The sequence below is a fragment of the Streptomyces sp. NPDC030862 genome (assembly GCF_055571835.1).
In genome coordinates this window covers 479695-505095 of sequence record NZ_JBVIEN010000004.1, presented here as the reverse complement: position 1 = coordinate 505095, position 25401 = coordinate 479695, and the positions used below count along the sequence as shown (strand labels likewise).

Genomic DNA, 25401 nt, shown 5'->3' with positions numbered 1-25401 from the left:
TGAACCTCTCGATTTCCTTGCTGACGACCTGTCGGCCCTTTGGACCAGCACATTCACTGGCGTCCCGATGTGGTTTGGGGTGCCTCCGACAGCGCCTGAGAAGGCAGGCTCGGGGTGGTGTCGGTGGGGTCGGGGGCGAGGTCGCCTTCCATGTCGACCCAGGTGTCGTTCCAGGAGTGGCCGTGCTGGGGGCCGCGTTGCCAGGTGTGGGTCATCCGGCCGTGCGGGTCGCGCCCGAAGACGGAGAGGTCACCGCTGGGGTTGAGGACCACGGCCGGGTCGGCGCTGAGCTGTCCGCCCAGGGGTGTCCAGGCGGACCAGGGTCCGCCGGTTCCGGTCTGCCAGCGATGGTGCAGACCACCATCAGAGCCACGAGCGAACAGCACCATGCCGCCATCGCGCCCCACCAGCACCATCGGGCGGCCCGCCATCGCGCCGCCCATGTCGACCCAGGCGTCGTTCCACGCGTGCCCGTGTTCGGCGCCTCGCTGCCAGGTGTGAGTGATCCGGCCTTCGGGGTCGCGGGCGAACACGGACAGGGCGTTGTTCGGGCTGAGCACCACCGACGGGTCGCCCGCGAGGTGTCCGCCCAGGGGTGTCCAGGCGGACCAGGGTCCGCCGGTTCCGGTCTGCCAGCGGTGGTGCAGGCCGCCGTCGGTGCCGCGGGCGAAGAGGACCATGCCGCCGTCGCGCCCCACCAGCACGGACTGACGGCCCAGCACGGCGCCTTCCATGTCGACCCAGGAACCGTGCCAGGCGTAACCGTGTTCGGGGCCGCGTTGCCAGGTGTGCGTCACTCGGCCGTCCGGGTCGCGGGCGAAGACGGACAGGGCACCGTTCGGGCTCAGCACCACCGAGGGATCACCCGCGAGGCGCCCGCCGAGTGACACCCAGTCAGGTGCCCAAGCGCCCGCTTCCGACTGCCAGGTGTGCCACAGCGCCCCGTCCGCGCCTCGGACGAACACCGCCAGTTTTCCGTACCGTCCCACGAGCGCCCAGGGCCGTCCCACCGCGCCACCCGGCGGCCGGCCCAACCCTGTCCACGCCGACCAGGCACCACCCGCCGCGTTCTGCCACCGGTGCACCACCCCGCCCGATGCGTCGACCCCGAACACCACCATGCCCGCACCGTGGTCCACCACCGAGGGCACACCCACACCCACCCGCACCACCCGCGGCGGTGCCCCGACTGCGCGCTTGGCCTCGTCGAGGAGGGCGCGCGCCTTGGCTTCTGCCTCGTCGTAGCGGGCCGGAAAGCCGGAGCGCTGGACCTCCTGCGCGGTCTGACCGGCAGTGAGGTGTGGGGAGCGCTGCTCGACACGGACCGCCCGGGTGAAGAACTGCTCGGCCGCGTACGGCACGTGCCGGATCTGTTCGGGGGTTCCCCAGCCCTGACTGGGACGTTGCTGGAAGACGCCGAGAGAGTCCCGGTCCCCGCAGTCGAGGTTGTTCATGTGCGATTCGACCCACCCGGCTTCGAAGCCGGCAAGCATCACCTTGTCCGAAACCCCTAGATCGCGACCGACGGTGTAGACGGTCTTGGTGACTTCGAGATCCCGGTCGGGAGGAACGTGGCAGGGGCCCATGACGCTTGCTTTCCGTGGATGCGGGTGAGGACGCGGGTGCCGGCGGGTGGCCCTGCCGGCCGTGGACCGGCAGGGCACCCACCAGAGGGATGGCTCGGGTCAGCAGTGGAAGAACACGCTCCGCCAGCCGAAGGGGTCCCGGCTCTCCTGACTGCCGTGGAAGGTGAAGTGCGACTGCCCCTGGCAGTTGTCCTGGTTGTACATGGTGGCGTCCTGACCGGTGTGCTTGAAGCGGTACGCCGCGCGGAAGTTGGGGTCGATGTTGTTGCAGCCGCAGGCGAAGACCTCCTTGGCCCTGCCGGTGTTCTGCGGACCCTCCCAGCTGAGGAAGCTGCTGGCGGAGGCGACTCCGGTGCCGAGGACGAACACCCCCGTCATCACAGCGGAGGTGACGGCGGTGCGAAGGGTGCGTCGGATGCGCATGGTGACTCCTGTGCAATGAGATGGATGGGTGGATGGGTAGATGGCTTTACGGGCGGTCGTGTGAGCTCCACGTGGGACGGGCACCGGCTCCCTGAACGGAGGACCCCTGGCCCGCCTGGGCCTCCCACCTGCGCGGCACACAGCTGGTGGGGCCGGTCAGGGGACGATGCGAAGCGGGGCGGCTGGTTCGGCGGCAGCCGGTCTCGGGAGGGCGGCCGTGGTGTCGTTGGGGTCGGGGGCGAGGTCGCCTTCCATGTCGACCCAGGTGTCGTTCCAGGAGTGGCCGTGCTGGGGGCCGCGTTGCCAGGTGTGGGTCATCCGGCCGTGCGGGTCGCGCCCGAAGACGGACAGATCACCGCTGGGGTTGAGGACCACGGCCGGGTCGGCGCTGAGCTGTCCGCCCAGAGGTGTCCAGGCGGACCAGGGCCCGCCGGTTCCGGTCTGCCAGCGATGGTGCAGACCACCATCAGAGCCACGAGCGAACAGCACCATGCCGCCATCACGACCCACCAGCACCACCGGACGGCCCAGCACGGAGCCCTCCATGTCGACCCAGGCGTCGTTCCATGTGTGCCCGTGTTCGGCGCCCCGCTGCCAGGTGTGCGTCACCCGGCCGTCCGGATCACGGGCGAACACCGACAGGGCGTTGTTCGGGCTGAGCACCACCGAGGGATCACCCGCGAGCCGCCCGCCCAGGGGTGTCCAGGCGGACCACGGCCCCCCGGTTCCGGACTGCCAGCGGTGGTGCAGACCACCATCAGAGCCACGAGCGAACAGCACCATGCCACCGTCGCGGCCCACCACGACCGACAACCGGCCCGCGATCGAGCCCTCCATGTCGGCCCAGGCCTCATTCCACGCGTAACCGTGTTCGGGGCCGCGTTGCCAGGTGTGCGTCACTCGGCCGTCCGGGTCACGGGCGAAGACGGACAGGGCACCGTTCGGGCTCAGCACCACCGACGGGTCGCCCGCGAGGCGCCCGCCCAGTGACACCCAGTCAGGTGCCCAAGCGCCCGCTTCCGACTGCCAGGTGTGCCACAGCGCCCCGTCCGCGCCTCGGACGAACACCACGAGTTTCCCGTACCGTCCCACCAACGCCCACGGTCGTCCCACCGCGCCACCCTGCGGCCGGCCCAGCCCGGTCCACGCCGACCACGCACCACCCGCCGCGTTCTGCCACCGGTGCACCACCCCACCAGACGGGTCGACGCCGAAGACGACCATGCCCGAACCATGGTCCACCACCGAGGGCACACCCACACCCACCCGCACCACCCGCGGCGTGGCCTTCCACCAGGAGGTCTCCTTGCGGGCGCCTGCCCAGCTGAAGCTGAAGTGGACGTGGTCGGTGTGCGGACTCTTTCCCGTGTACGGGGTCCAGCCGGCGTTCGGGCGGTAGGACTCCCAGATACGCCGGTTCCAGATGATGTACATGATGCCGAAGCGGCGGGCGAGGGCGTGGGGGTTGCCGTGCCGGTCCGTGGCGAGGAGCCAGTCGATCACATCGGAGGCGATGTGCCCCTGGGTGTGGACGTCAACGCCCCAGTCCCAGGCGCGCCCTTCTTTGTGCTCGCTGTCGATGGTGTTCCCGCATGCGCGGCTGATCCCCATGCTGCTGGTGCCGGGGTAGGCGGCGAGCACCAGGTCGCGGAAGTCGAGCAGCCCCGGCTTGGCCTGCGGATCGCAGACGCGTGCGGGCTCGGACGGCGCGTAGTCGTCGATCTGGGGGCCGAAGTCCGGGGCGGTGGGGGCCATCGGGGTGGTACTCCTCGTCTGCTGCGCACCCGGGACGCGACTGCGCCCCGGACGCCCACCACTTTGCCGAGGCGTGCTATCACTTCGGTCACTTCTCGGTCACGTGGGATGAGGACACCTCGTCGATGAGGGTGAGGGCGAGGGCGATGCCGTCGTCGGCCGCGGCGCCGCGGTTCCGTTCCCGGTTGTACGCCTCCGGGCCCAGGCCGTCTTGGGCGAGGCTTTCGGTGCGCGTGTGGAGGGTGTAGAAGGGCTGAAGTCCTGTCAGTGCGACGCCCGTGATGCCGCGCAGCCGGTCGGCGGCCCCGAGGAGTCGCGCCGCCCGCCGGTGGTGTCCCAAGGCGCCGACGGCCCAGGCGATGGTCTCCACGGTCCAGACCGGGCCCCAGCTGTCGTCGATGGCCTGCTGCCTCCCCAGGGCGTCCCGCAGGGGTCCGAGGGCGCGGGCCGGGTCGCCGTGCAGGACCTCCGTCAGCCCGGTGCACCAGGTCGCCCAGGAGCGGGCCCATTCGGCTCCGTACGCCTCGGCTTCGGTGACGTATGCGCGGCAGGCGTGCCATGCCGTCTCCCGGGGGCTGAGGAAGGCGGCGGCCATGGCCCAGAGCATGGTCGTCATGTGGGCGTCACCGGTGAGCCCGGCCGCGCGGAAGCCGTCACGCGCGAGGGCGAGCCGCTCGACGCAACCGGGGCTGCCGTGCACCAAGAAGTCGTAGGCGCCCTCGATGTAGAGAGCCGGTGCCGTCGTGGAGTGCGCCCCGGCCGTTCGGCGGCAGTGCTCGGCGAACCTCCGTGCCGCTGGACGGTCGCCCTGGCACAACGCGATCCACGCCTTCATCGCGGTGGCCAGGACGTCGAGCTCGTCGGGCAGGTCACTCTGCGCGCCGGCGAGGCTCTCCAGCCAGTGGCGCCCTTCGCTGGGGGTGCACCCGAAGAACCAGAAGCGGGTGCGGGTGAGGTTGATGGCGATCTCCACGCCGACGGCGGCCCGTCCGGGGTGAGTGCGGCAGAATTCCAGGGCTGCTCTGATGTTGGGAACTTCGGCTCGCAGCCGAAGCAGCCAGGGGACCTCTGCCGGCCCGCACCATTCCGTGGCGGCACGGACGGTCATGCGGTGGTAATGGTCGTTGTGGCGCAGGCGCACCGCCGTCGCCTCGCCGATGTTTTCCTCAAGGCGGCTGATGCCGTACTGACGGATGGTTTCCAGGAGGCGGTAGCGGGCCGTACCGCCGGTGTCCTCTGCGACCACGATCGACTTGTGCACCAGGCCGGTGAGGAGGTCGAGCACGTCCTCGGGGGCGATGCCGTCACCCGCGCACACGGCCTCGGCCGCTTCCAGATCGCAACTGCCGGCGAACACCGAAAGCCGGTTCCACAGCAGGCGTTCGGCGGAGGTGCACAGTTCGTAGCTCCAGTCGATGACGCCTCGCAGGGTGTGCTGGTGGCGATGGGGCGTGCCCGCGCGGGGTGCGGCCAGGAGCCGGAAGCGGTCTTCCAGGCGCTCCAGGACCTGCTCGACGGTCAGGGAGGCGAGGCGGACCGCGGCCAGTTCGATGGCGAGGGGTATGCCGTCGAGCCGTCGACAGAGTTCGGCGGCCGGGGCGCTGTCCGCGTACGCCTGGGAGGAGACCGGGGCACAGGCGGCGGCGCGGTCGGCGAGCAGGCGCAGGGCCTCCGAGGGTGCGGTGCCGTGCGGCCCGGGGAGGGAGAGACCGGGCACAAGCAGGACGTGTTCCCCCGGCACGCCGAAGCGTTCGCGGCTCGTGGCCAGGATGCGCAGTCCGGGGGCGGCCCCCAGGAGCCGGAGGGACAGGGCGGCGGCGTCCTCGACCATGTGCTCACAGTTGTCCAGGACGAGCAGGACGCTGCGGTCGCGGAGGTGGTCGGCCACCACCTCCGCCGCGGGCCTGGCCGACTGGTCACGTAGACCGAGAGCGTCGGCGACCGTCCGGTCCAGCAGGTCCGGCTCCGAGAGAGTGGCCAGGTCCGCCAGCCACACGCCGTCGCTGAAGCCGGGTGCCGCCTGCCGCGCGGCGCGCAATGCGAGCCTCGTCTTGCCGACGCCCCCGACGCCGGTGAGCGTCACCAGCCGGGACAGCTCCAGCAGCCGGTGGATACGGGCGAGCTGACTCTCCCTGCCGATGAAGGTCGTGGTCTCCGCGGGCAGGTTGCCAGCGGTGCGCGTGCGGGCCGGCGCCGCGGCCAGCTCCGGTGCGGCGTTCAGGATGCGCTGGTGCATCGCGCGCAGTTCGTCCCCGGGGTCCACGCCCAGTTCGTCGGCGAGCAGCGTGGCGACCTCGCGGTAGCAGGCCAGCGCCTCGCCCTGGCGGCCGGTCTGGTAGAGCGCCAGCATGCGCTGAACCCAGAACCGTTCGCGCAGGGGGTCCCTCTCGGTGAGAGCGCGCAGTTCGGGCAGCACGTCGCCCGGACGTCCGCGGCGCAGGTCCGCCTCGATCCGCAACTCAAGTACCTGGGCGCGCTGTTCGACGAGGCCGGGGATGACATCCTGGAACAGCTCGCTCGGAAGATCGGACAGAGGATCTCCACGCCACAGACCGAGGCACTCACGCAGGAGGACAGCGGCACGCTCGGGATCGCCCGCCTCCAGGGCTGTTCCGCCCTGCCGCGCGAGCGCGGTGAAGCGGTGCGTGTCCAGTGCCGAGGGTTCGACATCAATGCCATAGCCCCGGCGGTGGGTACGGATGAGACCCGGGTCGAGGGCGCGGCGCAGCCGCAGCACATAGTTCTGCAGGGTGTTCCGTGCCCCTGCCGGTGCGTTGCCGCCCCACACCCGGTCAACGATGGTGTCGACCGGGAGGATCCCGCCGGCATGAGTGAGCAGGACGGCCAGCAGAATCCGAAGACGCATGGCCCCGACGCTCACAGGAACGCCGTCCCGCAGGATTTCCAGAGGTCCCAGGAACTTGAACTCGTACTGTGCGCCCATTGGCGTGAGCGTAAAACACCGGTGATCGCCAGGCTACTTTGCGTGATGACGGTGTTACTGGTAAGTGACCGGTACGTCGCCGAAGCGTGGAACGAGCGGGCGCGGCCGCCAGGGACGCCCTCTCATCGGCTCCGGTGAGCGGAGGGGATGTCAGGGACGCGGCGGGGAGGGTGTGCGTGCGAAGGTGAGGGGGCCCATCGCCTTGTAGAGCGGTACCTGTTCCACCGCCTCTCGGTAGGCGGCGAGCAGGTCGTCATAGACGGCTTCCAGTTGGGCGTCGCTTCGTGCCGCCAGCAGCCAGCGGTATCCGATCGGGTCGCCTTCCAGGCGGCGGGTCACTGCGCCGCCGCCGCCGGTCGCGGTGGCGTTGCACAAGGTGACGGCCTGCCCGGCGGCGACCAGCAGCCTGCTGGTCGAGTAGTCGCCGTGCAGGATCCTGGGTGTCAGACCGGCTTCCAGAAGTACCCGGGACAGGTTCTCCCATTCGCCGTCGGCTGCCTTGTCCATCATCCACTGTTCGTCCGCCAGGTCCTGAAGCCGTACGGTCGGCCGACTGGCCGCCGGATGACGCTCGGAGATGGACAGGAACGCGGGCTCGCGTTCCAGGAAGACCCCCAGCCGCATCCCGTCCGGTACGCGCAGGTTCGTTCCCTCGACCTCGTGCACGAAGGCGACGTCGAGCTGGCCGGCGGCGACCATCCGCAGCAGCGTGTTGGAGGAGACGTCGGCCTGGGCGGTCATGTGGGCCTCGGGATACCGCTCGCCCAGACGCCGCGTCCACAGAGGCAACACGGCGGTGGGTGTGGAGCCGATGCGCAGCTGTGGCGCCTGAGCGGAGCTGGCGGCCGTCCTCATCTCGGCCGTCAGATGTGCCATTTCGGCCAGCACGGACCGGGCCCGGGCAAGGAGTTGGTGCCCGAGCAGCGTGGGGCGGCAGCCGCCGGGCAGCCGGAGGAACAGTGCCCCGCCGAGGCTCTCCTCGATTCGGCGCACCTGCGCGGTCAAGGTCGGCTGGGCCACTCCCAGTACGCGTGCCGCCTTGTGCAGGCTGCCGGCATCGGCAATGGCGGTCACCACGCGTAGATGCCGTATCTCCAAATCCATGGGGCGAGAGTAGGTCGCCATTCAACATCCGCCAAGAGGTTGGCGGCTGCGAACCACCCTCAGGTTCAACGACGCCTTGCCACCTGATAGCACTGGCCTATCGGGCTTTAGCAGCCTCCCCAGCCGCCATTTCCAGGGCACATACTCATCGCGCACCGCACTCGGCTTACCCCGAGTCAACGTAGCGAGGAGACCCCCCACCATGCAGGTTCGCAAACTCCCCCTGAGCGCAGCCGCCTGCGGCGCCGGGCTTGCCGCAACGCTCGCCCTCGGCGCCGTCGGTCAGGCCAGCGCTGCCCCCACTCCCGCCGGCGCCCCGGCGTATACCGCCGCCGCGCACGCCACCACCGGCGCCGCCGGCACGGCGGCACCACAGCCGCCGCCGCGCGCATCACCCTGAGCTCGGTCTGAAGGGCGTCGACGGAGTCGCGGCCGGCGGAAACTCGGGCGGGCCCGCGATGGTCGGCGGCGTCGTGGTCGGAGTGGCCTCCACCAGTGACCGGCAGTCCACCTCGCGGTACACGGCAACCGCCGCGTACACCGACTGGATACGGTCCGCGGCCTCCAACGGCTGACCGGCACCCGGCACCCGGCACCCCCGCAGGGGAACAAGCGCAGCCGCCTTGGCCCGGCGCATTGTCACGTCACGAGCCGTCAGGCAACCTGAAACACGCAAGTTGGCATGCCCGCGTCACTTCACTTGTTCTCCCCTCTCGGTCCCCGCAGGGTCCGAGCCCCCACGTGAGAAAGGACAGTGATGGTGCACTATCTACGGTTGGGTATAGCCGGCGCCGCGGCGGGGGTGCTCCTGACCGCGGTACCGGCGGCGCACGCCGCATCCGCGGCCGAGCCCACCACGGCGAAGCGCGTGACCGCGCAGGTCACGCTCCGCTACGACGACAGCCGAGCGGGAGGCTGGGAGCAGGCGATCTCCGCCGGGGTCGCCGCATGGAACGGCAACGTCGGCAACGTCAAGCTGGTCAAGGCCGCCCCTGGCAGTCGGGCGGAAATCGTGATCGTGGCCACCACCGGCTGGCCGCAGGCCACGCTCGGACCGGTCCGGCCGGGCGGCCAGGTCCGGGTCGAACTCGGCAGCCAGGCCGTCGCCCAGGGCTACGACAAGACCCGCATCGTCGCCCACGAACTCGGCCACAACCTGGGCCTGCCGGACACCAAGCCCGGCCCCTGCTCGCAGCTGATGTCGGGCTCCAGCGCCGGTACGAGCTGCCGTAACGCGGTGCCCGACGCGGCCGAACGCTCGCGGGTCGAGAACGCGTACGGGGGCGGCGCCGCAGCGCGCACCCCGGCCGACGGCCGCGTGCTCGTGGACGCACCCTAGTCGCCAAGGGCCACCGCGAGGTGACGATGCCTGACCACGGCATGGCCGTGGTCAGGCTCAAGCGTCCATGTCGGGCCACCAGCACGTACGCAAGGCGCACGCTTCCCTTGGCACGCCCCTCTACCCACCGGTCATGTCATCCGGTGAGTGCGGGGATGATGTCGGTGCCGTACGCGTCGATCGTCGCTTCCTTGGCGTCGTGCATGGCGTAGACCGCGAACTGGTCGACGCCCAGGGCCTTGAGCGCTTTCAGTTTCGCGATGTGGGCGGCCGGAGGACCCAGCAGGCAGAAGCGGTCGACGATCTCGTCGGGGACGAAGTCGGTGGACGGGTTTCCGGCGCGGCCGTGGTGGCTGTAGTCGTAGCCCTCGCGCTGCTTGATGTACGAGGTGAGGGCCTCGGGCACCAGGTCGGAGTGCTCGCCGTACCGGCTCACCAGGTCGGCGACGTGGTTGCCGACCATGCCGCCGAACCAGCGGCACTGGTCGCGCGCGTGCGCCAGGTCGTCGCCGACGTACGCGGGCGCGGCGACGCAGATGGTGACCGAGGACGGGTCGCGGCCGGCCTCCTCGGCGGCCCTGCGTACCGCGGCGACCATCCACTCGGTGAGGAAGGGGTCGGCGAGCTGGAGGATGAAGCCGTCGGCCTTCTGCCCGGCGAGGGCGAGGGCCTTCGGGCCGTACGCCGCCATCCAGACGGGCAGCCGGCCCTCCTTCACCCAGGGGATGCGGACCGGCTTGCCGTCGACGAGCGCCTCCCGGCCCTCGGCGAGGTCGCGGATGACGTCGATCGCCTCGCCGAGGCGGGCCAGGGTGTTGGGCTTGCGGCCCGCGACACGCATCGCGGAGTCGCCGCGCCCGATGCCGCACACCGTGCGGTTGCCGAACATGTCGTTGAGGGTGGCGAAGGTGGAGGCGGTCACCTCCCAGGTCCGGGTGCCGGGGTTGGTGACCATCGGGCCGATGGTCAGCTTCCGGGTGTGTTCCAGGACCTGGCTGTAGATGACGAAGGGCTCCTGCCACAGCACGGCGGAGTCGAAGGTCCAGCCGTAGCGGAAGCCGTTGCGCTCCGCGCGCCGCATCAGGCCGACGACCTGCGACGCGGGCGGGTCGGTCTGCAGGACGAGTCCGAAGTCCACTGTCCCGGCCTCCTAGTTCAGGTACTGGCAGGTGGAGCGTGGCGTGTAGAGGCCGTGCCCGGCGCGGCCGGTGAAGCGGCGGTCCTCGATGACCGGTTCGCCGCGCGAGAGGACGGTCTCGACGCGTCCGGTGACCCGTTTGCCCTCGTAGGCGGAGTAGTCGACGCTCATGTGATGGGTCTCGGCGGAGATGACCTGCTCGGCGTGCGGGTCGTAGAGGACGATGTCGGCGTCGGCGCCCGGGGCGATCGTTCCCTTCTTCGGATAGAGGCCCAACATCCGGGCCGGGGTGGCGCAGGCGATCTCGATCCAGCGGCGGCGGCTGATGTGCCCGTCGACCACGCCCTGGTGGAGCAGGTCCATACGGTTCTCGATGCCCGGCAGGCCGTTGGGGATCTTCGAGAAGTCGCCCCGGCCCAGCTCCTTCTGGCCGGTGAAGCAGAACGGGCAATGGTCGGTGGAGACCACCTGGAGGTCGTTGGTGCGCAGCCCGCGCCACAGCGCCGCCTGGTGCTCGCGCGGCCTCAGCGGCGTACTGCACACGTACTTGGCGCCCTCGAAGCCCGGCTCCGCGAGGTTGTCCGTGGACAGGAACAGGTACTGCGGGCAGGTCTCGCCGTACACCGGCAGGCCCTTGTCGCGGGCGGCGGCGAGCTCGGCGACGGCCTCCTCGGCCGAGACGTGGACGACGTAGAGCGGGGCGCCCGCGACGCGCGCGAGCTGGATCGCGCGGTGCGTGGCCTCCGCCTCCAGCAGGACCTTGCGGACCTCGCCGTGGTAGCGCGGGTCGGTCTCGCCGCGGGCGAGGGCCTGTTCGACGAGGACGTCGATGGCGATGCCGTTCTCGGCGTGCATCATGATCAGGCCGCCGTTGACGGAGGCCCGCTGCATCGCGCGCAGGATCTTGCCGTCGTCGCTGTAGAGCACGCCGGGGTAGGCCATGAACAGTTTGAAGGAGGTGACGCCCTCCTCGACGAGCAGGTCCATCTCCTTGAGCGAGGACTCGTTCACATCGGAGACGATCATGTGGAAGGCGTAGTCGATGGCGCACTTGGCGTCGGCCTTGGCATGCCAGGCGTCGAGCCCCTCGCGCAGCGCGTGGCCCGCCGTCTGGACGGCGAAGTCGACGACGGTGGTGGTGCCGCCCCAGGCGGCGGCGCGCGTGCCGCTCTCGAAGTCGTCGGAGGAGAAGGTGCCGCCGAAGGGGAAGTCGAGGTGGGTGTGGGCGTCGACGCCGCCCGGGATGACGTACTTGCCGGTCGCGTCGATCACGCGCTCGGCGGTCGCCGTCCAGGAGGCGGCGATGTCCGTGCCGTGGGCGGCGAGGGCGGCGATGCGGCCGTCCTCGATCAGGACGTCGGCGTGGGTCTCGTCGGAGGCGGTGATGACGAGGCCGTTGCGGATGAGGGTGCGGGTGTTGCTCATGGTGCGGCCCCCTTCGGCGGCTGGTTCGGGTGGGGCTCAGAGCGAGCGCAGGGCCCGTTCGAGGATGGCGGCGCCCTCCTCGGCCTCGGCGACGGTCAGGGTGAGCGGCGGGGCGATGCGGAGCGCGGTGGTGTGGTGGCCGCCGCCCTTGCCGATGAGCAGTCCGGCCTCGCGGGCCGCCTCCAGGACGGCGGCGGCCGCCTCGGGGTGGGGCTCGTCCGTGCCGGGCCGCACCAGTTCGACGCCGATCATCAGGCCCCGGCCGCGTACCTCCCGGACGCACGCGACGCCGGCTCCGATCGCGCGCAGCCGCTCGATGAGCAGGCCGCCGACGCGGCGGGCGTTGCCCTGGAGGTCGTGTTCCAGGAGGTACGAGAGGTTGGCGAGACCGGCCGCCATGGTGATGGGCGAGCCGCCGAAGGTCGAGATGGAGTTGGCGGACAGGCAGTTCATGACCTCGGCGCGGGCGACGACACCGCCGATGGACATGCCGTTGCCGATGCCCTTGGCGAAGGTGAGGATGTCGGGCGGGCCGCTCGCGGCGTGCGCCTGCCAGCCCCAGAAGTGCTCCCCGGTACGGCCCCAGCCGGTCTGCACCTCGTCGGCGATCCACAGGGCGCCGTGCCGGGCGAGCACCTCGCGGAAGGCGGCGTACAGCCCGTCGGGCGGGGAGGTGAAGCCGCCGACGCCCTGGATGGGTTCGGCGATCAGCGCGGCGACCTCGCCGGTGTGCCCGAGCAGGTCCTCCAGGTCCGCGACGCACGCCTCGATGAACGCCGCGTCGGTGAGGTGGGCGTACGGGCCGCGGCTGCGGACGGCGCCGTGCACGTACAGCGTCTGCAGCGGGGAGAGGGTCGTCGGGGTCCAGGCGCGGTTGCCGGTGATGGAGACGGTGGAGAAGGAGCGGCCGTGGTAGCTGTTGCGCATCGCCAGGATCTGGTTGGTGCGGCGGTACGCGGTGGCCAGGAGCAGCGCCGTGTCGTTCGCCTCCGTACCGGAGGTGGTGAAGAAGACGCGGGCGTCGGGGATGCCGGAGAGGTGGGCGACGCGCTCGGCGAGCTCCACCATGGGGCGGTTGAGGTAGAGGGTGGAGGAGTGGAGGATCCGGCCGGCCTGCTCGGTGACGGCCTTGGTGACCTCGGGCAGGGCGTGGGCGGTCATGGTGGTGAGGATGCCGCCGAAGAAGTCGAGGTAGCGCTTGCCGCTCGCGTCCCAGACGTACCGTCCCTCGCCGTGGGTGATCTCGATCGGCTCGGCGTAGTAGAGCGCGAGCCAGTCGGGGAGGACGGCCCGGTGGCGGGCGTGGAGGTCGGGGGTGCTGTTGCCCATCACGGCTTCACCAGCCCGTCGTACGCGTCGGGGCGGCGGTCGCGGTAGAACGCCCACGTCTGGCGTACGTCGTCGATGAGGCGGAAGTCAAGGTCGCGGATGACCAGCTCCTCCTCCTTGTCGGAGGCGACGTCGCCGACGAACTGGCCGCGCGGGTCGACGAAGTAGCTGGTGCCGTAGAAGTCGTTGTCGCCGTACTCCTCCTGGCCGACGCGGTTGATGGCGGCGACGTAGTAGAGGTTGGCGACGGCGGCCGCGGGCTGTTCCAGCTGCCAGAGGTGGGAGGAGAGGCCCCGGTGGGTGGCGGACGGGTTGTAGACCAACTGCGCTCCGTTGAGACCCAGTTGGCGCCAGCCCTCCGGGAAGTGGCGGTCGTAGCAGATGTAGACGCCGACCCGGCCGACGGCGGTGTCGAAGACCGGCCAGCCGAGGTTGCCGGGGCGGAAGTAGTACTTCTCCCAGAAACCCCTGACCTGGGGGATGTGGTGCTTGCGGTACTTGCCGAGGTACGAGCCGTCGGCGTCGATGACGGCGGCGGTGTTGTAGTAGAAGCCGGGGCTCTCGATCTCGAAGACCGGAACGACGATCACCATGCCGGTCTCGCGGGCGAGGTCCCGCATGCGGGTGACGGTCGGCCCGTCGGGGACGGGCTCGGCCCAGCGGTAGTGTTCCGGCTCCTGGACCTGGCAGAAGTACGGGGCGTTGAACACTTCCTGGAAGCCGATGACCTTGGCGCCCTGCCGGGCAGCCTCGCGGGCGTGCGCCTCATGCTTGGCGATCATGGATTCGGTGTCGCCGGTCCAGGTCGCCTGGACGAGGGCGGCGCGCACGATGTGGGACATGAGCTGCTCCTTCGGCACGGCGTCGACGAGCCTCTGCGAGTCTCTACGCACGTAGACGCGGTGCGTAGACAGTGAACGTAAGCCTCGTCACATCACGGGGCAAGACCGCCGCCGTGAACCGACGGAGTCGATCACGTTTCGCACCCGAGTGGTCGACACTCGGTGCCTTTCGGGCGTTTTCGGGTGGGCTGGGCGAGGGCGTCTCGCCGAGGGCGTCTCCGTCGAGGGCGGCCCGGCGGATGCCGGTGCGGACGCGTCCTGCGGGGGCTGCCGGGCCGGGCGAGCCGGGCAGCGGCCGGGCGGCTGGAGCGCTGGGCGGGCGACCGGACCGCCTGGGCGGCCGGGCGGCTGGAGCCCGCGGAACGCCTTCGCAGCGGGCACCTCGCGGGCGGCGGCGGGCCCGGGCACTGCGGGGTCGAGCCCGGCGGAACCCGGCGCGCGCCCGAAGACCCCCGGCGCCATGCCCCCGAAGACCCTCGCGCCCCGCGCCCCCGCGCCCGAAAACCCGGGGCTCCCGGGCCCACCGGGACCACCCGCCCGGTCAGCGGCCTCGCCGGGCAGGCCCAAGCCCCCGCAGCCCCGGCCCGCACCGGGGCGGCGGCCGGGCGGGCGGGCCCTGCCCGCGTCAGGTGCCGTCGTATGCCGCCCTCGCCTCGGCGACGCCGGTGCCGTACCGCCTGGCCCAGTCGCACGCCACGTCCATCGGGCCGAGCAGCGAGCGGCCGAGAGCGGTGAGTTCGTACTCCACCCTCGGCGGGTTCTCGTCGTGGACGGTACGGGTCAGGAACCCGCTGCGCTCCATCGAACGCAGCGTCTCCGTCAGCACCTTGGGCGTGATCCAGTGCAGCGGAACGCGCAGTTCGGAGAAGCGGCGCGGACCGCCCTCAAGGCAGCGCAGCACCACACCGGACCACTTGTCGCCGACCCGGAACGGCTGCACCCGCTCCACGCAGTACGGGTCGTCGAACAGGTCGGCGGGCAACGGTTCTCTCATCCGCCCGAAGCTAGCCCAGTACCGTTGAAGTAACCAGGCACCCCCGTCCTACGGTCCTCCCATGAGCGAGATCATCATTTTCGGAGCGGGCGGACGGGTCGGCCGGGCGGCCGTGGCGGAGGCGGTGGCACGCGGCCACCGGGTCACGGCGGTGGTGCGCGACCCCGCCAAGTACCAGGACCTCGGCGGGCGTTCCGTCACGGTCGTACGGGGCGACGTGGCGGACCCGGCGTCGGTCGCCGGCCTCGCGGCGGGGCATGACGCGGCTCTGAACGCCTCGGCGCGCCTGGACGTGCCGTCCGAGGAGCACTTCACGGCGGCGGCGAAGGCGCTGCTGGCCGGGCTGCCGGAGGCGGGTGTGCGGCGGCTGCTGGTGCTGGGCATCGCCACCACCCTGGAGACGGCGCCCGGTGTGCGGTTGATGGACGCACCCGGTTTCCCGGAGGCGTACCGGCGGTTCGCGCAGGGCCATGTCGCGGAGTACGAGCTGCTCACGGCGGCCGCCGGTCCCGAGCTGGACTGGCTGATGGTGGTGCCGCCGCTGGACCTGGACGCGGCGGGCCCCCGCACGGGCCGCTACCGGACGGCGGTGGGCCGGGTGCTGGATGGTCCGGGCCACCTCGCGCACGCGGACCTGGCGCTCGCGCTGCTGGACGAGATCGACACCCCGCGCCACAGCCGGGTGCAGCTCGCGGTGGCGGACTGAGATCCCTGCGCAAGGGCGGAAGGTCTTTCGGACCGCCATCTGATCCGGGGACTTCCTCCAGAACCGGCTGCGCGGGGGTTCCGGGGTCGGCTAGCCTCCCCATGTCCTCAGCGACAAATCGGTGTTTATGACGCCACGGCGCCGGCCCGTCGGGCTGGAGGGGAAGTACTGCCATGACCACGCGCCCGACCGAGTCCGAACTGCTGGCACCCGCCGTGGTGCTGGAATTCTCCGACGACCTGCGGTACGAGGACGTCGACCCGCTGCGCCGCTTCCTGGAGGCGCGGCTGGCCGAGATGATCGCCGCCCAGGAGGAGGGCAGCGACGGGCACTTCGCCGCCGTCCGGCTGCGGGACATCACCGTGTCGGACTCGGTGCACCTGGCCGACATGCTCTCCGAATGGGGACGGGTGATCGTCGCGGGCCGGCACGACCAGCCCGGCCACATCCAGACCCTGCGCCAGAACCTGCCCCACTGGTGGAACCGGCTGGTCGCCAACGCCCAGCACTTCGCCGACCACCCCGAGTACCTCCCCCGCTGGCGCAATCTGCGCTACCTGTGCGTGGAGCACGCCGAGTTCATCGAGGCCGCCAACGAGGGAATGAGCCGCAGCGGCTACGACGGGGTCGACGCGCACCCGTAACCGCATCCGGCATCCACATCCGCATCCGCATCCGCATCCGCATCCGGCGCACGATCACGCCCGGGGACGACGACGCTCGTACGTCCCCGGGCGTCGCCCTGTGCGCACCCCCGGCATTCCATCCGTCCGCATCTCTTGACGTGACCCTCGCGGGGTCCCAATACTGACCGCCACATCGATTGGCCAAATCGATTTGGCCCCCGTCCGGGCCGGACCTCAGCCGATGTCGGAGTGCGCCGAACGGAGCTCGCCCGTGTCCAGTCCCCGCCCCACGCCCCCCGTCCCCTCGCCACCGGAGGCCACCGCCCCCTCCCCCGACGCCGCGACGGCACCTGCAACCGCTACCGCTACCGCTACCGCAGCCACCGCCACGACCGTTGCCACGACCGCCGTCCATCCGGTGGACGAGTCCCGGCCCCTCGGCCGCATCCTGCTCTTCGGGGTGCAGCACGTGCTCGTCATGGCCGCGACCCCCATCTCGGCCATCTTCCTGATGAGCGCGACACTCCGGCTCGACGCCGGCCTGACCGTCAACCTGCTCTCGGCCGCCTTCGTGCTCTCCGGGATCGGGTCCCTGATCCAGTCGCTCGGCCCCTGGAAGTTCGGCCCCCGGCTGCCGTTCGTCATGCTGCCGGGCGGCGCGCCGCTCATCCTCTTCCTCGCCATCGCCGAGCAGCACGGCCTGCCCACCGCCACCGGGGCGGTGATCCTCACCGCCGCGTTCTACTTCGTCGTCCTGCCCGTCTTCTCGCGCCTGCTCGCGTTCTTCCCCGCGCTCGTCATCGGCACGATGATCGTGATCGTCGGCGTCAACCTGGTGAAGGTCGGCGCCGTGCTCGTCACGGGCCGCCCCGGCACCCCCGGCTTCGCCGACCCCACCAACCTGCTCCTCGGCATGGCGACGATCGGCTTCACCGTCGCCTTCTACGCCCTCTTCCGCGGCGTCCTGCGCCAGCTCGCCGTCATGCTCGGCCTGATCGCCGGTACGGTCCTCGCCTTCGTCCTCGGCAGCGTCGACTTCGGCCAGGCCGCCGAGGGCGGCCTGGTGAGCCTGCCCCAGGCGCTGCCCTTCGGCTCGCCGGAGTTCAACCTGATCGCGGCGCTGCCGCTGATGCTGTACAGCCTCGCCTCCATGGCGGAGGCCACCGGCCAGACGGTGATCAACGCGGAGGCGGTCGGCAAGGAGATCGACAAGAGGGCCGACGTGCCGAAGACCATCCGCGGTGACGCGGTCACCTCTCTCGTCGGCGGGTTCTTCGGCCTGCCGCTGATGGTGACGAGCGGCGAGAACATCGGCATCGTCCGCGTCACCGGCGTACGCAGCCGGTTCGTCACCGCCGCCGCGGGCGTCGTCCTGATCCTCATCGGTGTCCTCGCGCCCGTCACGCGCGCCATCAGTGTCATCCCGTCGGCCGTCGTCGGCGGCACGGCCATGGTGGTCTTCGCCGTGATCACGGTGCTGGGCGTGCAGATGCTCGGCCGGGCCCAGCTCGACCGCCACACCAACACCTTCATCTGCGCCGTCGCGCTCGCGCTCGGGCTGCTGCCGATCCTCATCCCCGGCGTGTACGGCGGCTTCCCGCCGAACGCCCGGATCCTCCTCGAAAGCGGCGTCGCCGTCGGCGCCTGCGTCGCCGCCGTCCTCAACGTCCTGTTCCACCACGTCCGCCTGCCCCAGTCCCTGTCCCTGGCCCGTACTCGTACGCGTACCGAAAGCGACCGATGAGAGACCTGACCCCCGACCGCCTCCGCACCGACGACGGCGGCGCACTGCTGCTCGCGCCCGACGCCGTCCTCACGCCCGACGGGCTGATGGACCACTACGCGGCCGTCGTCGAGGGCGACACCTTCCGCGCCGTCGGGCCCGTACAGCAGCTGGAGCGGACACATCCGCACCTGCGGCCGGTCCGGCTGCCCGGGTACGTCCTGATGCCCGGGTTCGTCGACGCCCACCACCACCTCACACAGAGCTTCGGCGCCGCGCTCGCCTTCGGTGAGCCGTCGGAGATCTTCCGGCGCGTGTGGGTGCCGCTCGAAGGGGCGCTCGACGAAGAGGCGGTGTACGTGTCGGCGAAGCTGGCCGCCCTCGAATCGCTGCGCGGCGGCTTCACCACCGTCGCCGAGGCGGGCACCCGTGCGTCCGTCGACGTCGAGCTGGTCGCGGCGGCGGCCCGGGACGCCGGCATCCGCTGCGTCCTCGGGCTGGTCTGCAACGACCTCGACGGCGACACCGACACCACGCTGGCGGCGGCCGAGAAGCATCTGGCGCGGTACGGCACCGAGGAGCTGGTCCACCCGTCCCTCGCCGTCTCCGTGCCCGAGGCGGCGACGGAGCGCGCCCTGGCCCGTACCGCGCGCCTGGCCGCCGAGGCGGGGGCGGTCGTGCAGATCCACGTCAACGAGCACCTGGCGGCCGTGGAGCGCTCGCTGGTCCAGCACGGGCTGCGGCCACTGGAGTACCTGCACGAAGTCGGCGCGCTCGGCCCGCAGTTGCTCGCCGCGCACGCCACCCTGCTCACGCCCCGCGAGGTCACGCTCCTCGCGGACAGCGGGGCGGCGGTCAGCTACAACCCCGTCGCCAGCGCCTGGAAGGGCAACGCCGTCGCCCCGGCGACGACGATGGCGGAGCGCGGCATACGCTTCGGGCTCGGCACGGACGGCACGCGCGGCGACGCGTTCCGGCTGGCCGAGGCGGCCGAGTTCGCGCAGCGCCTCACGTACGGGCTCGCCACCGGCGACTCGTCGTGCGGCGGCGGCTGGACCTGGCTGGACCGCGCCAACCGGGGCGGTGCGGACGCCGTCGGCCTCGCCTCCCGTACGGGCACGGTCACCGAGGGCGCCGCGGCCGACTTCCTGCTGGTCAACGTGGATACGCCCGAGCTACGGCTGAGCTGGGACCTGCCGTGGGAGCTGGTGCGGCGCGGCAACCGCGACCAGATCGGCGCCGTGTTCGTGGCCGGACGGCTGCGGCTGTGGGACGGCTGGCCGGTCGACTGGGACGGCCCGGCGCTGGTGCGGCGGGCGGCCGAGCTGGCCCAGGAGGTGCTGCTCCGGGCACCGGTGACCCGCGTCCACCCGACGGCCGCCGAGGGGTGGGCGGCCCGGCCGTGAGCACGGAGACACTGATCGTCCTCGCCGTCACGGTGGCCGTCGCGGCGTTCGTCCAGGGGGCCAGCGGCCTGGGCTTCGCGCTGATCGTCGCGCCGGTCGCCGGGCTGCTGGACCCGGGGCTGGTCCCCGTGTTCGTCCTGGCGTCGATGATCCCGCTCAACCTGTACGTGGCGTGGCGCGAGCGCGCCTCGCTCGACCTGCGCGGCGCGGGCTGGATCACGGCGGCGCGGCTCGCGGCCACGCCCGGCGGGCTGATGCTGCTGTGGGTGATCCCGGACCGGCGGCTCGGCCTGTTCGTCGGGGCGGCGACCGTGCTGGCGGCGGTGGTGAGCCTCGCCGCGCCCGCCTTCACGCCCGGCCGGGGCGCGTACGTCGGCGCGGGCCTGGTCACCGGCCTGACGGAGACCGCGACCGGGGTGGGCGGGCCGCCGCTCGCCCTGGTCTACCAGCACCGGCCGCCGGCGGAGCTGCGCGCGACGGTCGCCGTCTGCTTCCTCGTCGGGGAAGTGGCGTCGCTGGCGCTGCTGTTCGCGACGGGCGGCGGCGACGTGGGCCAGCTGGGCTGGGCGGCGGCGCTGCTGCCCGCGCTGGCGGCCGGGGCGTGGCTGAGCCGGCTGGTGCACCACCGGCTGGACGCCCGCCGGATGCGGCTGTTCGTGCTGGTCTTCGCGCTCGTCTCCGGAGCGGTGCTCATGCTGGGGGTGTGACCCCCGGTGCGACACCCGGTGTGCGGCGCAGGGACGAGGCGCGAGGGATCACCCGCGGCTCCGGGGGCGTGGCGACGGGCGCCGTCGGCTCGCCGCGCAGCCGGCCGAGCAGCAGCTCGACGGCGTCGTCGGCGGCCCGGTCCAGGTGCAGGTCGACAGCGGTCAGCGGCGGTTCGCAGGTGCGGGCGCGCAGCCCGTCGTAGCGGGTGACGACCATGATGTCGTCCGGGACGCGGCGCCCGGCGTCCCGGATGGCCCGTACGGCTCCGACGGCGAAGACGTCCACCAGCGCGCAGACCGCGTCGACGTCCGGGTGCTCGGCGAGCAGGGCGGCGCAGGCGGCGTAACCGGCCTCCTCGCCGCCCTGCTCGGGCGCGGTCGCCACGACCGGCGCCCAGCCGTGCTCGGCGGCGGCGCGTTCGTACGCGGCGCGGGCGTCCACGGTGGAGTGCCGCGCGCCCGCGCCGACGATGAGAGCCGGGTGGCGCGCGCCCTGCTCGCGCAGGTGGTCGAGGAGCAGGCCGGCGACGAGCCCGGCGCGCAGGTCGACGTACGGCGCCTCGTCGCCGGCCGCGACGGGCCGGCCGAGCGCCACGTACGGCAGGCCGCGCTCGCGCAGCTGCGCCACGGCCACGTCGTCCCGGTCGGGCTCGACGACGATGGCGCCGTCGATGTCGACGGAGTACAGCGGGGAGCCGGTCCGCACGGGCGGGACGAGGACGAGCGCGTAGCCGTGGACGAGCGCCCGCTCGGCGGCCGCGGCGGCGACCTCCATGTAGAACCCGAGGCGCGAGGGGCCGCCGGCCACCGCGAACGGCATGGAGGAGGCGAGGGCGATCGCCTTGGCCTCGCCGCGCCGCAGCCGCTGGGCCCGCAGGTTCGGCCGGTAGCCCAGCTCGGCGGCCACCTTCTTGATGCGCTCCCGGGTCCGGGGGTCGACCTTGCCCATCCCGTTGAGGGCGTGCGAGACGGTCGTACGGGACACGGCGGCCGCCTTGGCGACGTCGGCGATCGTCGGCGGCCGGTGGACGGCGGGGCCGGGGCCGTTGCCGGTACCGGTGCCGGGATCGGGAGCGGATCCGGAGGGGGGCATCTGGGTGGGGGCTCCTCGCTCGGGGTGTCTCAAGATGGATGCTGCCCACATCTTCCCCGACCTCCCCCGCCACGGAAAGGCTCGCCCGGAAGGCCGTTCCACAGGCTCGCCCCCGGCCGGTGCACCGGCCGGGGGCGAGAGTGTGTCGCGTCAGCGCCTCACGGGCAGCTGGCGATGGTGCTGCGGGCGCGGTCCGGCGCGGCGTGCTCGACCTTGCACTTGTCGACGTCGAGGCCGCCGTCCACGACGCCCCAGCCGGGGCCGGCGGAGAGGACGGAGTTGTTGGTGCCGTGGATGGTGTCGACGCCGGGGCCGCCCTGGATGGTGCCGCCGGCCTCGGGGCCGACGGCCTTGGCCTCGATGAGGTCGTTCTCCGAGCCGCCGAGGACCCGGCCGCCGAAGTCGATGGTCCCGCTGGAGATGCGGTCCGTGCCGTCGTTGCCGAAGACCTGGCCGCCGCCGCGGGCGTAGTCGCCGGGGGCGCCGTGGACGCTGCCGACGGTGATGCGGTCGTTGCCCATGTCGCCGTAGACGGTGGCGCCGTGGTCGGCCGTGCCGCGGACGGTGGCGACGATGATGGTGTCGTGGCCGCTGTTGCCGCGGACGGTCGAGTAGCCGTGGCGCGGCATCAGGTGGCTGGTCTGGATGGTGTCGTCGCCGTCGCCGCCGAGCACCTGGGAGTCGAGGATGAGGCCCTTGACCCGGATGTTGTCGTCGCCACCACCGCCCCAGATGATGACGTTCTCGATGTCGTTCTCGCACTCGATCTTGTCGTCCCGGCTGGTGCCGTTGACGCGCTCGCCGGGTTCCACGGCCTTGCCGTTGACCGTGCACTGGTGGCTGGGGAGGGCGCTGTGGGCGTCCTCGGCGTGGGCGGGGAACGCCGTCAGGGACGTGGCGATGACGGAGGCGGCGAACGCGCCGCGCACGGCGACGCGGGACGTGCGGGAAGTTCTGGGCATTCCTGGATCTCCTGTGGCTGCTCGTGCCGACGAGCTCGTCCTTGCCCGGTGGACCGGCCCGTCCCACGGCAATCCGACACACAGTCACCCATTCATACGATCAAGTGTGTTTATTTTCCCTTTGGTCCGTCCGGGGGGAGCCCGCCGGGTGCCGCGGGGGCCCACGGCCGGTCCGGGAACAGATGTCTCCGGCCTGAACGGACCTACGGGAAAGCGAGCACCGGGATGACACAGACCACCACGGCGGAGACCCCGCCCGCGCGCTTCTGGGCGATCGACGACCTGCCCGGCCTGGAGTTCGACCCGCTGCTGGAGGAGTTGCTGCGCGAGGAGCCCGTGGCCCGCATCCGCCTGCCGTACGGCGAGGGCGAGGCGTGGCTCGTGACGCGGTACGAGGACGTCCGGCTGGTGACGTCGGACCCCCGGTTCAGCCGGCGGGCGCTGGTGGAGCGGACGGCGAAGGCGACCGGGATGACGGCGCACCAGGTCGCGTCCAGCGCGGGCTTCAACTACGTCGACCCACCGGACCACTCCCGGCTGCGGAAGGTGGTCGCGAGGGCGTTCACCGTGCAGGGCATGAGGCGGCTGCGCCCGCTGGCGCAGCGGACCGCGGACCGCCTGCTCGACGAGGTGGAGCGGCACGGGCCGCCCGCGGACCTGATGGCGATGCTCCACGGGCCGCTGCCGCTGTCGGTGGTCAGCGACCTCCTCGGCGTACCGGAGGAGGACCGGTCGCGGCTGGCGGGCTGGCCCGACCTGATCATGTCGACCGGGCCGGGTCCGGAGCGCAGCCGTCAGGTGAAGGCGGAGCTGACGGCGTACATCAACGAACTGCTGGAGCTGCGCCGCCGTGAGCCCCGGGAGGACCTGGCGACGGTGCTGGCGGAGGCCCTGGACCGCGGGGAGCTCAACCAGGAGGAGGCCGTCTCCGTCACCACCGCGATCCAGGTCAGCGGCGCGCACGCGGTCCGCAACAACAGCGCCAACATGGTGTACGCGCTGCTCACGCACCCCACGCACCTGGCGCGGCTGCGCGCCGAACCGGAGCTGCTGCCGCGCGCGGTGGACGAGCTGCTGCGGTTCATCCCGCACCGCAACGGCGTGGGCCTGCCGCGCGTGGCCACGGAGGACCTGAAGGTCGGCGGCGTCCTGATCCGCGCGGGTGAGGTGGTCTACGCCTCGTACCTCGCGGCCAACCGCGACCCGGAGGTCTTCGACGACCCCGACACGCTCGACTTCGACCGCAGCGAGCTGGGCCACCTGGCGTTCGGCCACGGGTCGCACCACTGCATGGGCGCCCAGCTCACCCGCATGGAGTCGGAGGTGATGCTCTCCAGCCTGCTGAACCGGTTCCCCGGCCTCCGGCTCGCGGTGGAGCCGGAGGACATGGTGTGGCAGAGCAAGGGCCTGATCCGGGGGCCGCAGACGCTGCCGGTCGCCTGGTAGCGGCCTGGACGGCCGGCCCTATGGGGCCGGCCGGACCACCATCGCCGAGCCGCCGCCGCGCCGGGTCGTCTCCGCGGCGGCGAGCCAGCGGCCGTCGGACAGGCGCTGGATGCCGGTGGCCGCGCCGATCTCGGGGTTCTCGCGGAAGCGGTGGCCCAGCGCCTCCAGCTCGGTGCGCAGGGGGCTGCCGTAGAGGGCGGGTTCGAGCTCGGTCGTCGTCTGGTTGCGCTGGCTGGCGCGCGGCGCCGCGATGGCCTTGACCAGCGGCAGGTCGCGGTCGACCACGCCGGTCAGGGTCTGCAGGACGGTGGTGATGATGGTGGCGCCGCCCGGCGAGCCGAGGGCCAGGACCGGCCGGGCGTGGCCGTCGAGGACGATCGTCGGGGACATGGAGGAGCGGGGGCGCTTGCCGGGGCCGGGGAGGTTCGGGTCGTGGACCGCCGGGTTCGCCGGGGCGAAGGAGAAGTCGGTCAGCTCGTTGTTGAGCAGGAAGCCGCGCCCCGGCACGGTGATGCCGCTGCCGCCCGTGGACTCGATGGTCAGGGTGTACGCGACGACGTTGCCCCACTTGTCGGACGCCGTCAGGTGGGTGGTGTTCTCGCCCTCGTACGTCGTCGGGGCCGCGGTGCCGGCCGCCGCGCACGGCTGCGGGTGGCGCGGGTCGCCCGGCGCGAGGGGGCTCGTCAGTACGGCGTCGTCGCGGATGAGGCACGCGCGCGCGTCGGCGAACCTCTGCGACAGCAGCCCGCGTACGGGTACGTCCTCGAACGCCGGGTCGCCGACCCAGCGGCCCCGGTCCGCGAACGCGATCCGGCTCGCCTCGATGAACCGGTGCAGGTACCGGGCCTGGGACAGGGACGACAGGTCGGTGCGCTCCAGGATGTTCAGCGCCTCGCCCACGGTGGTGCCGCCCGACGACGACGGTGCCATGCCGTAGACGTCCAGGCCGCGGTAGGACATCTTCGTGGGCTTGCGCCACACCGTCTCGTACCGGGCGAGGTCACGCTCCGTCAGGTCCCCGGCCCTCACGGTGCGCCGGGCGCCCTCCCGTACCGGCGGGTCCTGCACGGTGCGGACGATGTCGCGGGCGAGCTCGCCCCGGTACAGCGCCCCGGTGCCGTGCCGGCCCAGCTTCTCGTACGTCCGCGCCAGATCGGGGTTCTTGAACGTCGAGCCGACCTCGGGCAGCCGGCCGCCCGGCAGGAAGAGCTCGGCGGAGGCGGGGAAGTCGCGGAACCGGGCCTCGTTGGCGGCGGTCTGCGCGCGGAAGGTGGCGTCGACGGTGAAGCCGTCGCGGGCGAGCCGCTCGGCGGGCTTCAGCAGGTCGCGCAGCGGCTTGGTGCCCCAGGCGTCGAGCGCGGCCTTCCAGGTGGCGGGGGTGCCGGGGGTGCCGACGCTCAGCCCGCTGGTCATGGCCTCGTCGAAGGGCAGGGGCTTGCCGTTCGCGCCGAGGAAGAGCGAGGCGTCGGCGGAGAGCGGCGCGGTCTCGCGGCCGTCGATGGTGCGCACCTGGCGGGTCTTGGCGTCGTAGTGGACGAAGTAGCCGCCCCCGCCGATGCCCGCCGAGTACGGCTCGGTGACGCCGAGTGCGGCGGCCGTGGCCACCGCGGCGTCGACGGCGTTGCCGCCGCGCCGCAGCACCTCGATGCCGGCGGCCGAGGCGTCGGGGTCGACGCTGGCGACGGCGCCGCCGTACCCCACCGCCACCGGGGACTTGACGGGCTGCGGTCTGTCGGATGCGGGCGCCGGCGGCGCGGCCGCGCCGACCGTGAGGGCCGTCGCGGTGACCGCGACGAGCGAGAGGTTCCGTACCGTGGTGCGACGCATCCGTACCTCCAGTCAGACGACCGTCG

Annotated in this window: 21 protein-coding genes and 1 pseudogene; 9 read left to right on the top strand and 13 right to left on the bottom strand. The window is 72.1% G+C overall.

Annotation, left to right across the window (positions count from 1 at the left end; genetic code table 11):
- Positions 1 to 53: 53 nt before the first annotated feature.
- From ACZ42X_RS14110 to ACZ42X_RS14090, 5 genes are all read right to left on the bottom strand, one after another.
- Complete coding sequence (locus tag ACZ42X_RS14110; protein ID WP_468288565.1) at positions 54 to 1454, bottom strand: PLL family lectin; 1401 nt, start codon at positions 1452 to 1454, stop codon at positions 54 to 56.
- A 231-nt stretch (positions 1455 to 1685) separates the two neighbouring features.
- Positions 1686 to 2009, bottom strand: a complete 324-nt coding sequence (locus ACZ42X_RS14105) for a MiAMP1 family antimicrobial peptide (protein ID WP_126889571.1) — start codon at positions 2007 to 2009, stop codon at positions 1686 to 1688.
- A gap of 156 nt (positions 2010 to 2165) precedes the next feature.
- Positions 2166 to 3764, bottom strand: coding sequence for a PLL family lectin (locus ACZ42X_RS14100; RefSeq protein ID WP_468288561.1), 1599 nt, complete (start codon positions 3762 to 3764; stop codon positions 2166 to 2168).
- Between the two features lie 88 nt (positions 3765 to 3852).
- Complete coding sequence (locus tag ACZ42X_RS14095; RefSeq protein WP_468288558.1) at positions 3853 to 6630, bottom strand: AfsR/SARP family transcriptional regulator; 2778 nt, start codon at positions 6628 to 6630, stop codon at positions 3853 to 3855.
- A gap of 228 nt (positions 6631 to 6858) precedes the next feature.
- Entirely contained in the window at positions 6859 to 7812 is a 954-nt protein-coding gene (locus tag ACZ42X_RS14090) for a LysR family transcriptional regulator (RefSeq protein WP_468288555.1), read from the bottom strand.
- A gap of 202 nt (positions 7813 to 8014) precedes the next feature.
- Here ACZ42X_RS14090 and ACZ42X_RS14085 point away from each other — a divergent pair, with 202 nt between their 5' ends.
- The 3 genes and pseudogenes from ACZ42X_RS14085 to ACZ42X_RS14075 all read left to right on the top strand — a co-directional run bounded on the left by ACZ42X_RS14085 (position 8015) and on the right by ACZ42X_RS14075 (position 9151).
- Complete coding sequence (locus tag ACZ42X_RS14085) at positions 8015 to 8212, top strand: hypothetical protein (RefSeq protein WP_468288809.1); 198 nt, start codon at positions 8015 to 8017, stop codon at positions 8210 to 8212.
- A 16-nt stretch (positions 8213 to 8228) separates the two neighbouring features.
- Positions 8229 to 8387: pseudogene (locus tag ACZ42X_RS14080) on the top strand (trypsin-like serine protease); the annotation flags it as partial.
- Positions 8388 to 8569: 182 nt separating this feature from the next.
- A complete protein-coding gene (locus tag ACZ42X_RS14075; RefSeq protein WP_468288552.1) occupies positions 8570 to 9151 on the top strand; it encodes a snapalysin family zinc-dependent metalloprotease in 582 nt (193 codons plus the stop codon).
- Between the two features lie 136 nt (positions 9152 to 9287).
- Here the strand turns inward: ACZ42X_RS14075 and ACZ42X_RS14070 are convergent, their stop codons facing one another.
- From ACZ42X_RS14070 to ACZ42X_RS14050, 5 genes are all read right to left on the bottom strand, one after another.
- Complete coding sequence (locus ACZ42X_RS14070) at positions 9288 to 10289, bottom strand: TIGR03842 family LLM class F420-dependent oxidoreductase (protein ID WP_468288549.1); 1002 nt, start codon at positions 10287 to 10289, stop codon at positions 9288 to 9290.
- Positions 10290 to 10301: 12 nt separating this feature from the next.
- Positions 10302 to 11714 (bottom strand): dihydropyrimidinase, encoded by a 1413-nt coding sequence (gene hydA, locus ACZ42X_RS14065; RefSeq protein WP_468288546.1) that lies wholly within the window; start codon positions 11712 to 11714, stop codon positions 10302 to 10304.
- Positions 11715 to 11750: 36 nt separating this feature from the next.
- On the bottom strand, positions 11751 to 13043 hold the full coding sequence (locus tag ACZ42X_RS14060; RefSeq protein WP_468288543.1) for an aspartate aminotransferase family protein: 1293 nt from the start codon (positions 13041 to 13043) through the stop codon (positions 11751 to 11753).
- Positions 13043 to 13885 (bottom strand): nitrilase-related carbon-nitrogen hydrolase, encoded by an 843-nt coding sequence (locus ACZ42X_RS14055; protein ID WP_468288540.1) that lies wholly within the window; start codon positions 13883 to 13885, stop codon positions 13043 to 13045. The genes ACZ42X_RS14060 and ACZ42X_RS14055 overlap by 1 nt, the downstream gene beginning before the upstream one ends.
- 625 nt (positions 13886 to 14510) lie before the next feature.
- Positions 14511 to 14879, bottom strand: coding sequence for a winged helix-turn-helix transcriptional regulator (locus ACZ42X_RS14050; RefSeq protein WP_468288537.1), 369 nt, complete (start codon positions 14877 to 14879; stop codon positions 14511 to 14513).
- Between the two features lie 61 nt (positions 14880 to 14940).
- Here ACZ42X_RS14050 and ACZ42X_RS14045 point away from each other — a divergent pair, with 61 nt between their 5' ends.
- The 5 genes from ACZ42X_RS14045 to ACZ42X_RS14025 all read left to right on the top strand — a co-directional run bounded on the left by ACZ42X_RS14045 (position 14941) and on the right by ACZ42X_RS14025 (position 20047).
- On the top strand, positions 14941 to 15585 hold the full coding sequence (locus ACZ42X_RS14045) for an NAD(P)-dependent oxidoreductase (RefSeq protein WP_468288534.1): 645 nt from the start codon (positions 14941 to 14943) through the stop codon (positions 15583 to 15585).
- Between the two features lie 173 nt (positions 15586 to 15758).
- On the top strand, positions 15759 to 16229 hold the full coding sequence (locus ACZ42X_RS14040) for a hypothetical protein (protein ID WP_468288531.1): 471 nt from the start codon (positions 15759 to 15761) through the stop codon (positions 16227 to 16229).
- A gap of 400 nt (positions 16230 to 16629) precedes the next feature.
- On the top strand, positions 16630 to 17955 hold the full coding sequence (locus tag ACZ42X_RS14035; RefSeq protein WP_468288528.1) for a uracil-xanthine permease family protein: 1326 nt from the start codon (positions 16630 to 16632) through the stop codon (positions 17953 to 17955).
- Positions 17952 to 19340 (top strand): amidohydrolase family protein, encoded by a 1389-nt coding sequence (locus tag ACZ42X_RS14030; RefSeq protein ID WP_468288525.1) that lies wholly within the window; start codon positions 17952 to 17954, stop codon positions 19338 to 19340. The genes ACZ42X_RS14035 and ACZ42X_RS14030 overlap by 4 nt, the downstream gene beginning before the upstream one ends.
- The gene (locus ACZ42X_RS14025; RefSeq protein ID WP_355353084.1) at positions 19337 to 20047 is read left to right on the top strand and encodes a sulfite exporter TauE/SafE family protein; all 711 of its coding nucleotides are present in this window, start codon (positions 19337 to 19339) and stop codon (positions 20045 to 20047) included. The genes ACZ42X_RS14030 and ACZ42X_RS14025 overlap by 4 nt, the downstream gene beginning before the upstream one ends.
- On the opposite strand, the gene ACZ42X_RS14020 is transcribed toward ACZ42X_RS14025, so the two are convergent.
- Positions 20031 to 21140, bottom strand: coding sequence for a LacI family DNA-binding transcriptional regulator (locus ACZ42X_RS14020; protein ID WP_468288521.1), 1110 nt, complete (start codon positions 21138 to 21140; stop codon positions 20031 to 20033). The genes ACZ42X_RS14025 and ACZ42X_RS14020 overlap by 17 nt on opposite strands.
- A gap of 158 nt (positions 21141 to 21298) precedes the next feature.
- Positions 21299 to 22102: a hypothetical protein gene (locus tag ACZ42X_RS14015; protein WP_468288518.1), complete on the bottom strand. Its 804-nt coding sequence runs from the start codon at positions 22100 to 22102 to the stop codon at positions 21299 to 21301.
- 225 nt (positions 22103 to 22327) lie between these two features.
- Here ACZ42X_RS14015 and ACZ42X_RS14010 point away from each other — a divergent pair, with 225 nt between their 5' ends.
- On the top strand, positions 22328 to 23548 hold the full coding sequence (locus ACZ42X_RS14010) for a cytochrome P450 (protein WP_468288515.1): 1221 nt from the start codon (positions 22328 to 22330) through the stop codon (positions 23546 to 23548).
- An 18-nt stretch (positions 23549 to 23566) separates the two neighbouring features.
- Here the strand turns inward: ACZ42X_RS14010 and ggt are convergent, their stop codons facing one another.
- Positions 23567 to 25375, bottom strand: coding sequence for a gamma-glutamyltransferase (gene ggt, locus ACZ42X_RS14005; RefSeq protein WP_468288512.1), 1809 nt, complete (start codon positions 25373 to 25375; stop codon positions 23567 to 23569).
- Between the last annotated feature and the right edge of the window lie 26 nt (positions 25376 to 25401).

Coding starts and splice junctions, on each gene's coding strand:
- ACZ42X_RS14110 (WP_468288565.1), bottom strand. CDS start 1,454: ATGAACAACCTCGACTGCGGGGACCGGGACTCTCTCGGCGTCTTCCAG.
- ACZ42X_RS14105 (WP_126889571.1), bottom strand. CDS start 2,009: ATGCGCATCCGACGCACCCTTCGCACCGCCGTCACCTCCGCTGTGATG.
- ACZ42X_RS14100 (WP_468288561.1), bottom strand. CDS start 3,764: ATGGCCCCCACCGCCCCGGACTTCGGCCCCCAGATCGACGACTACGCG.
- ACZ42X_RS14095 (WP_468288558.1), bottom strand. CDS start 6,630: ATGCGTCTTCGGATTCTGCTGGCCGTCCTGCTCACTCATGCCGGCGGG.
- ACZ42X_RS14090 (WP_468288555.1), bottom strand. CDS start 7,812: ATGGATTTGGAGATACGGCATCTACGCGTGGTGACCGCCATTGCCGAT.
- ACZ42X_RS14085 (WP_468288809.1), top strand. CDS start 8,015: ATGCAGGTTCGCAAACTCCCCCTGAGCGCAGCCGCCTGCGGCGCCGGG.
- ACZ42X_RS14075 (WP_468288552.1), top strand. CDS start 8,570: ATGGTGCACTATCTACGGTTGGGTATAGCCGGCGCCGCGGCGGGGGTG.
- hydA (WP_468288546.1), bottom strand. CDS start 11,714: ATGAGCAACACCCGCACCCTCATCCGCAACGGCCTCGTCATCACCGCC.
- ACZ42X_RS14060 (WP_468288543.1), bottom strand. CDS start 13,043: ATGGGCAACAGCACCCCCGACCTCCACGCCCGCCACCGGGCCGTCCTC.
- ACZ42X_RS14055 (WP_468288540.1), bottom strand. CDS start 13,885: ATGTCCCACATCGTGCGCGCCGCCCTCGTCCAGGCGACCTGGACCGGC.
- ACZ42X_RS14050 (WP_468288537.1), bottom strand. CDS start 14,879: ATGAGAGAACCGTTGCCCGCCGACCTGTTCGACGACCCGTACTGCGTG.
- ACZ42X_RS14045 (WP_468288534.1), top strand. CDS start 14,941: ATGAGCGAGATCATCATTTTCGGAGCGGGCGGACGGGTCGGCCGGGCG.
- ACZ42X_RS14040 (WP_468288531.1), top strand. CDS start 15,759: ATGACCACGCGCCCGACCGAGTCCGAACTGCTGGCACCCGCCGTGGTG.
- ACZ42X_RS14030 (WP_468288525.1), top strand. CDS start 17,952: ATGAGAGACCTGACCCCCGACCGCCTCCGCACCGACGACGGCGGCGCA.
- ACZ42X_RS14020 (WP_468288521.1), bottom strand. CDS start 21,140: ATGCCCCCCTCCGGATCCGCTCCCGATCCCGGCACCGGTACCGGCAAC.
- ACZ42X_RS14015 (WP_468288518.1), bottom strand. CDS start 22,102: ATGCCCAGAACTTCCCGCACGTCCCGCGTCGCCGTGCGCGGCGCGTTC.
- ACZ42X_RS14010 (WP_468288515.1), top strand. CDS start 22,328: ATGACACAGACCACCACGGCGGAGACCCCGCCCGCGCGCTTCTGGGCG.
- ggt (WP_468288512.1), bottom strand. CDS start 25,375: ATGCGTCGCACCACGGTACGGAACCTCTCGCTCGTCGCGGTCACCGCG.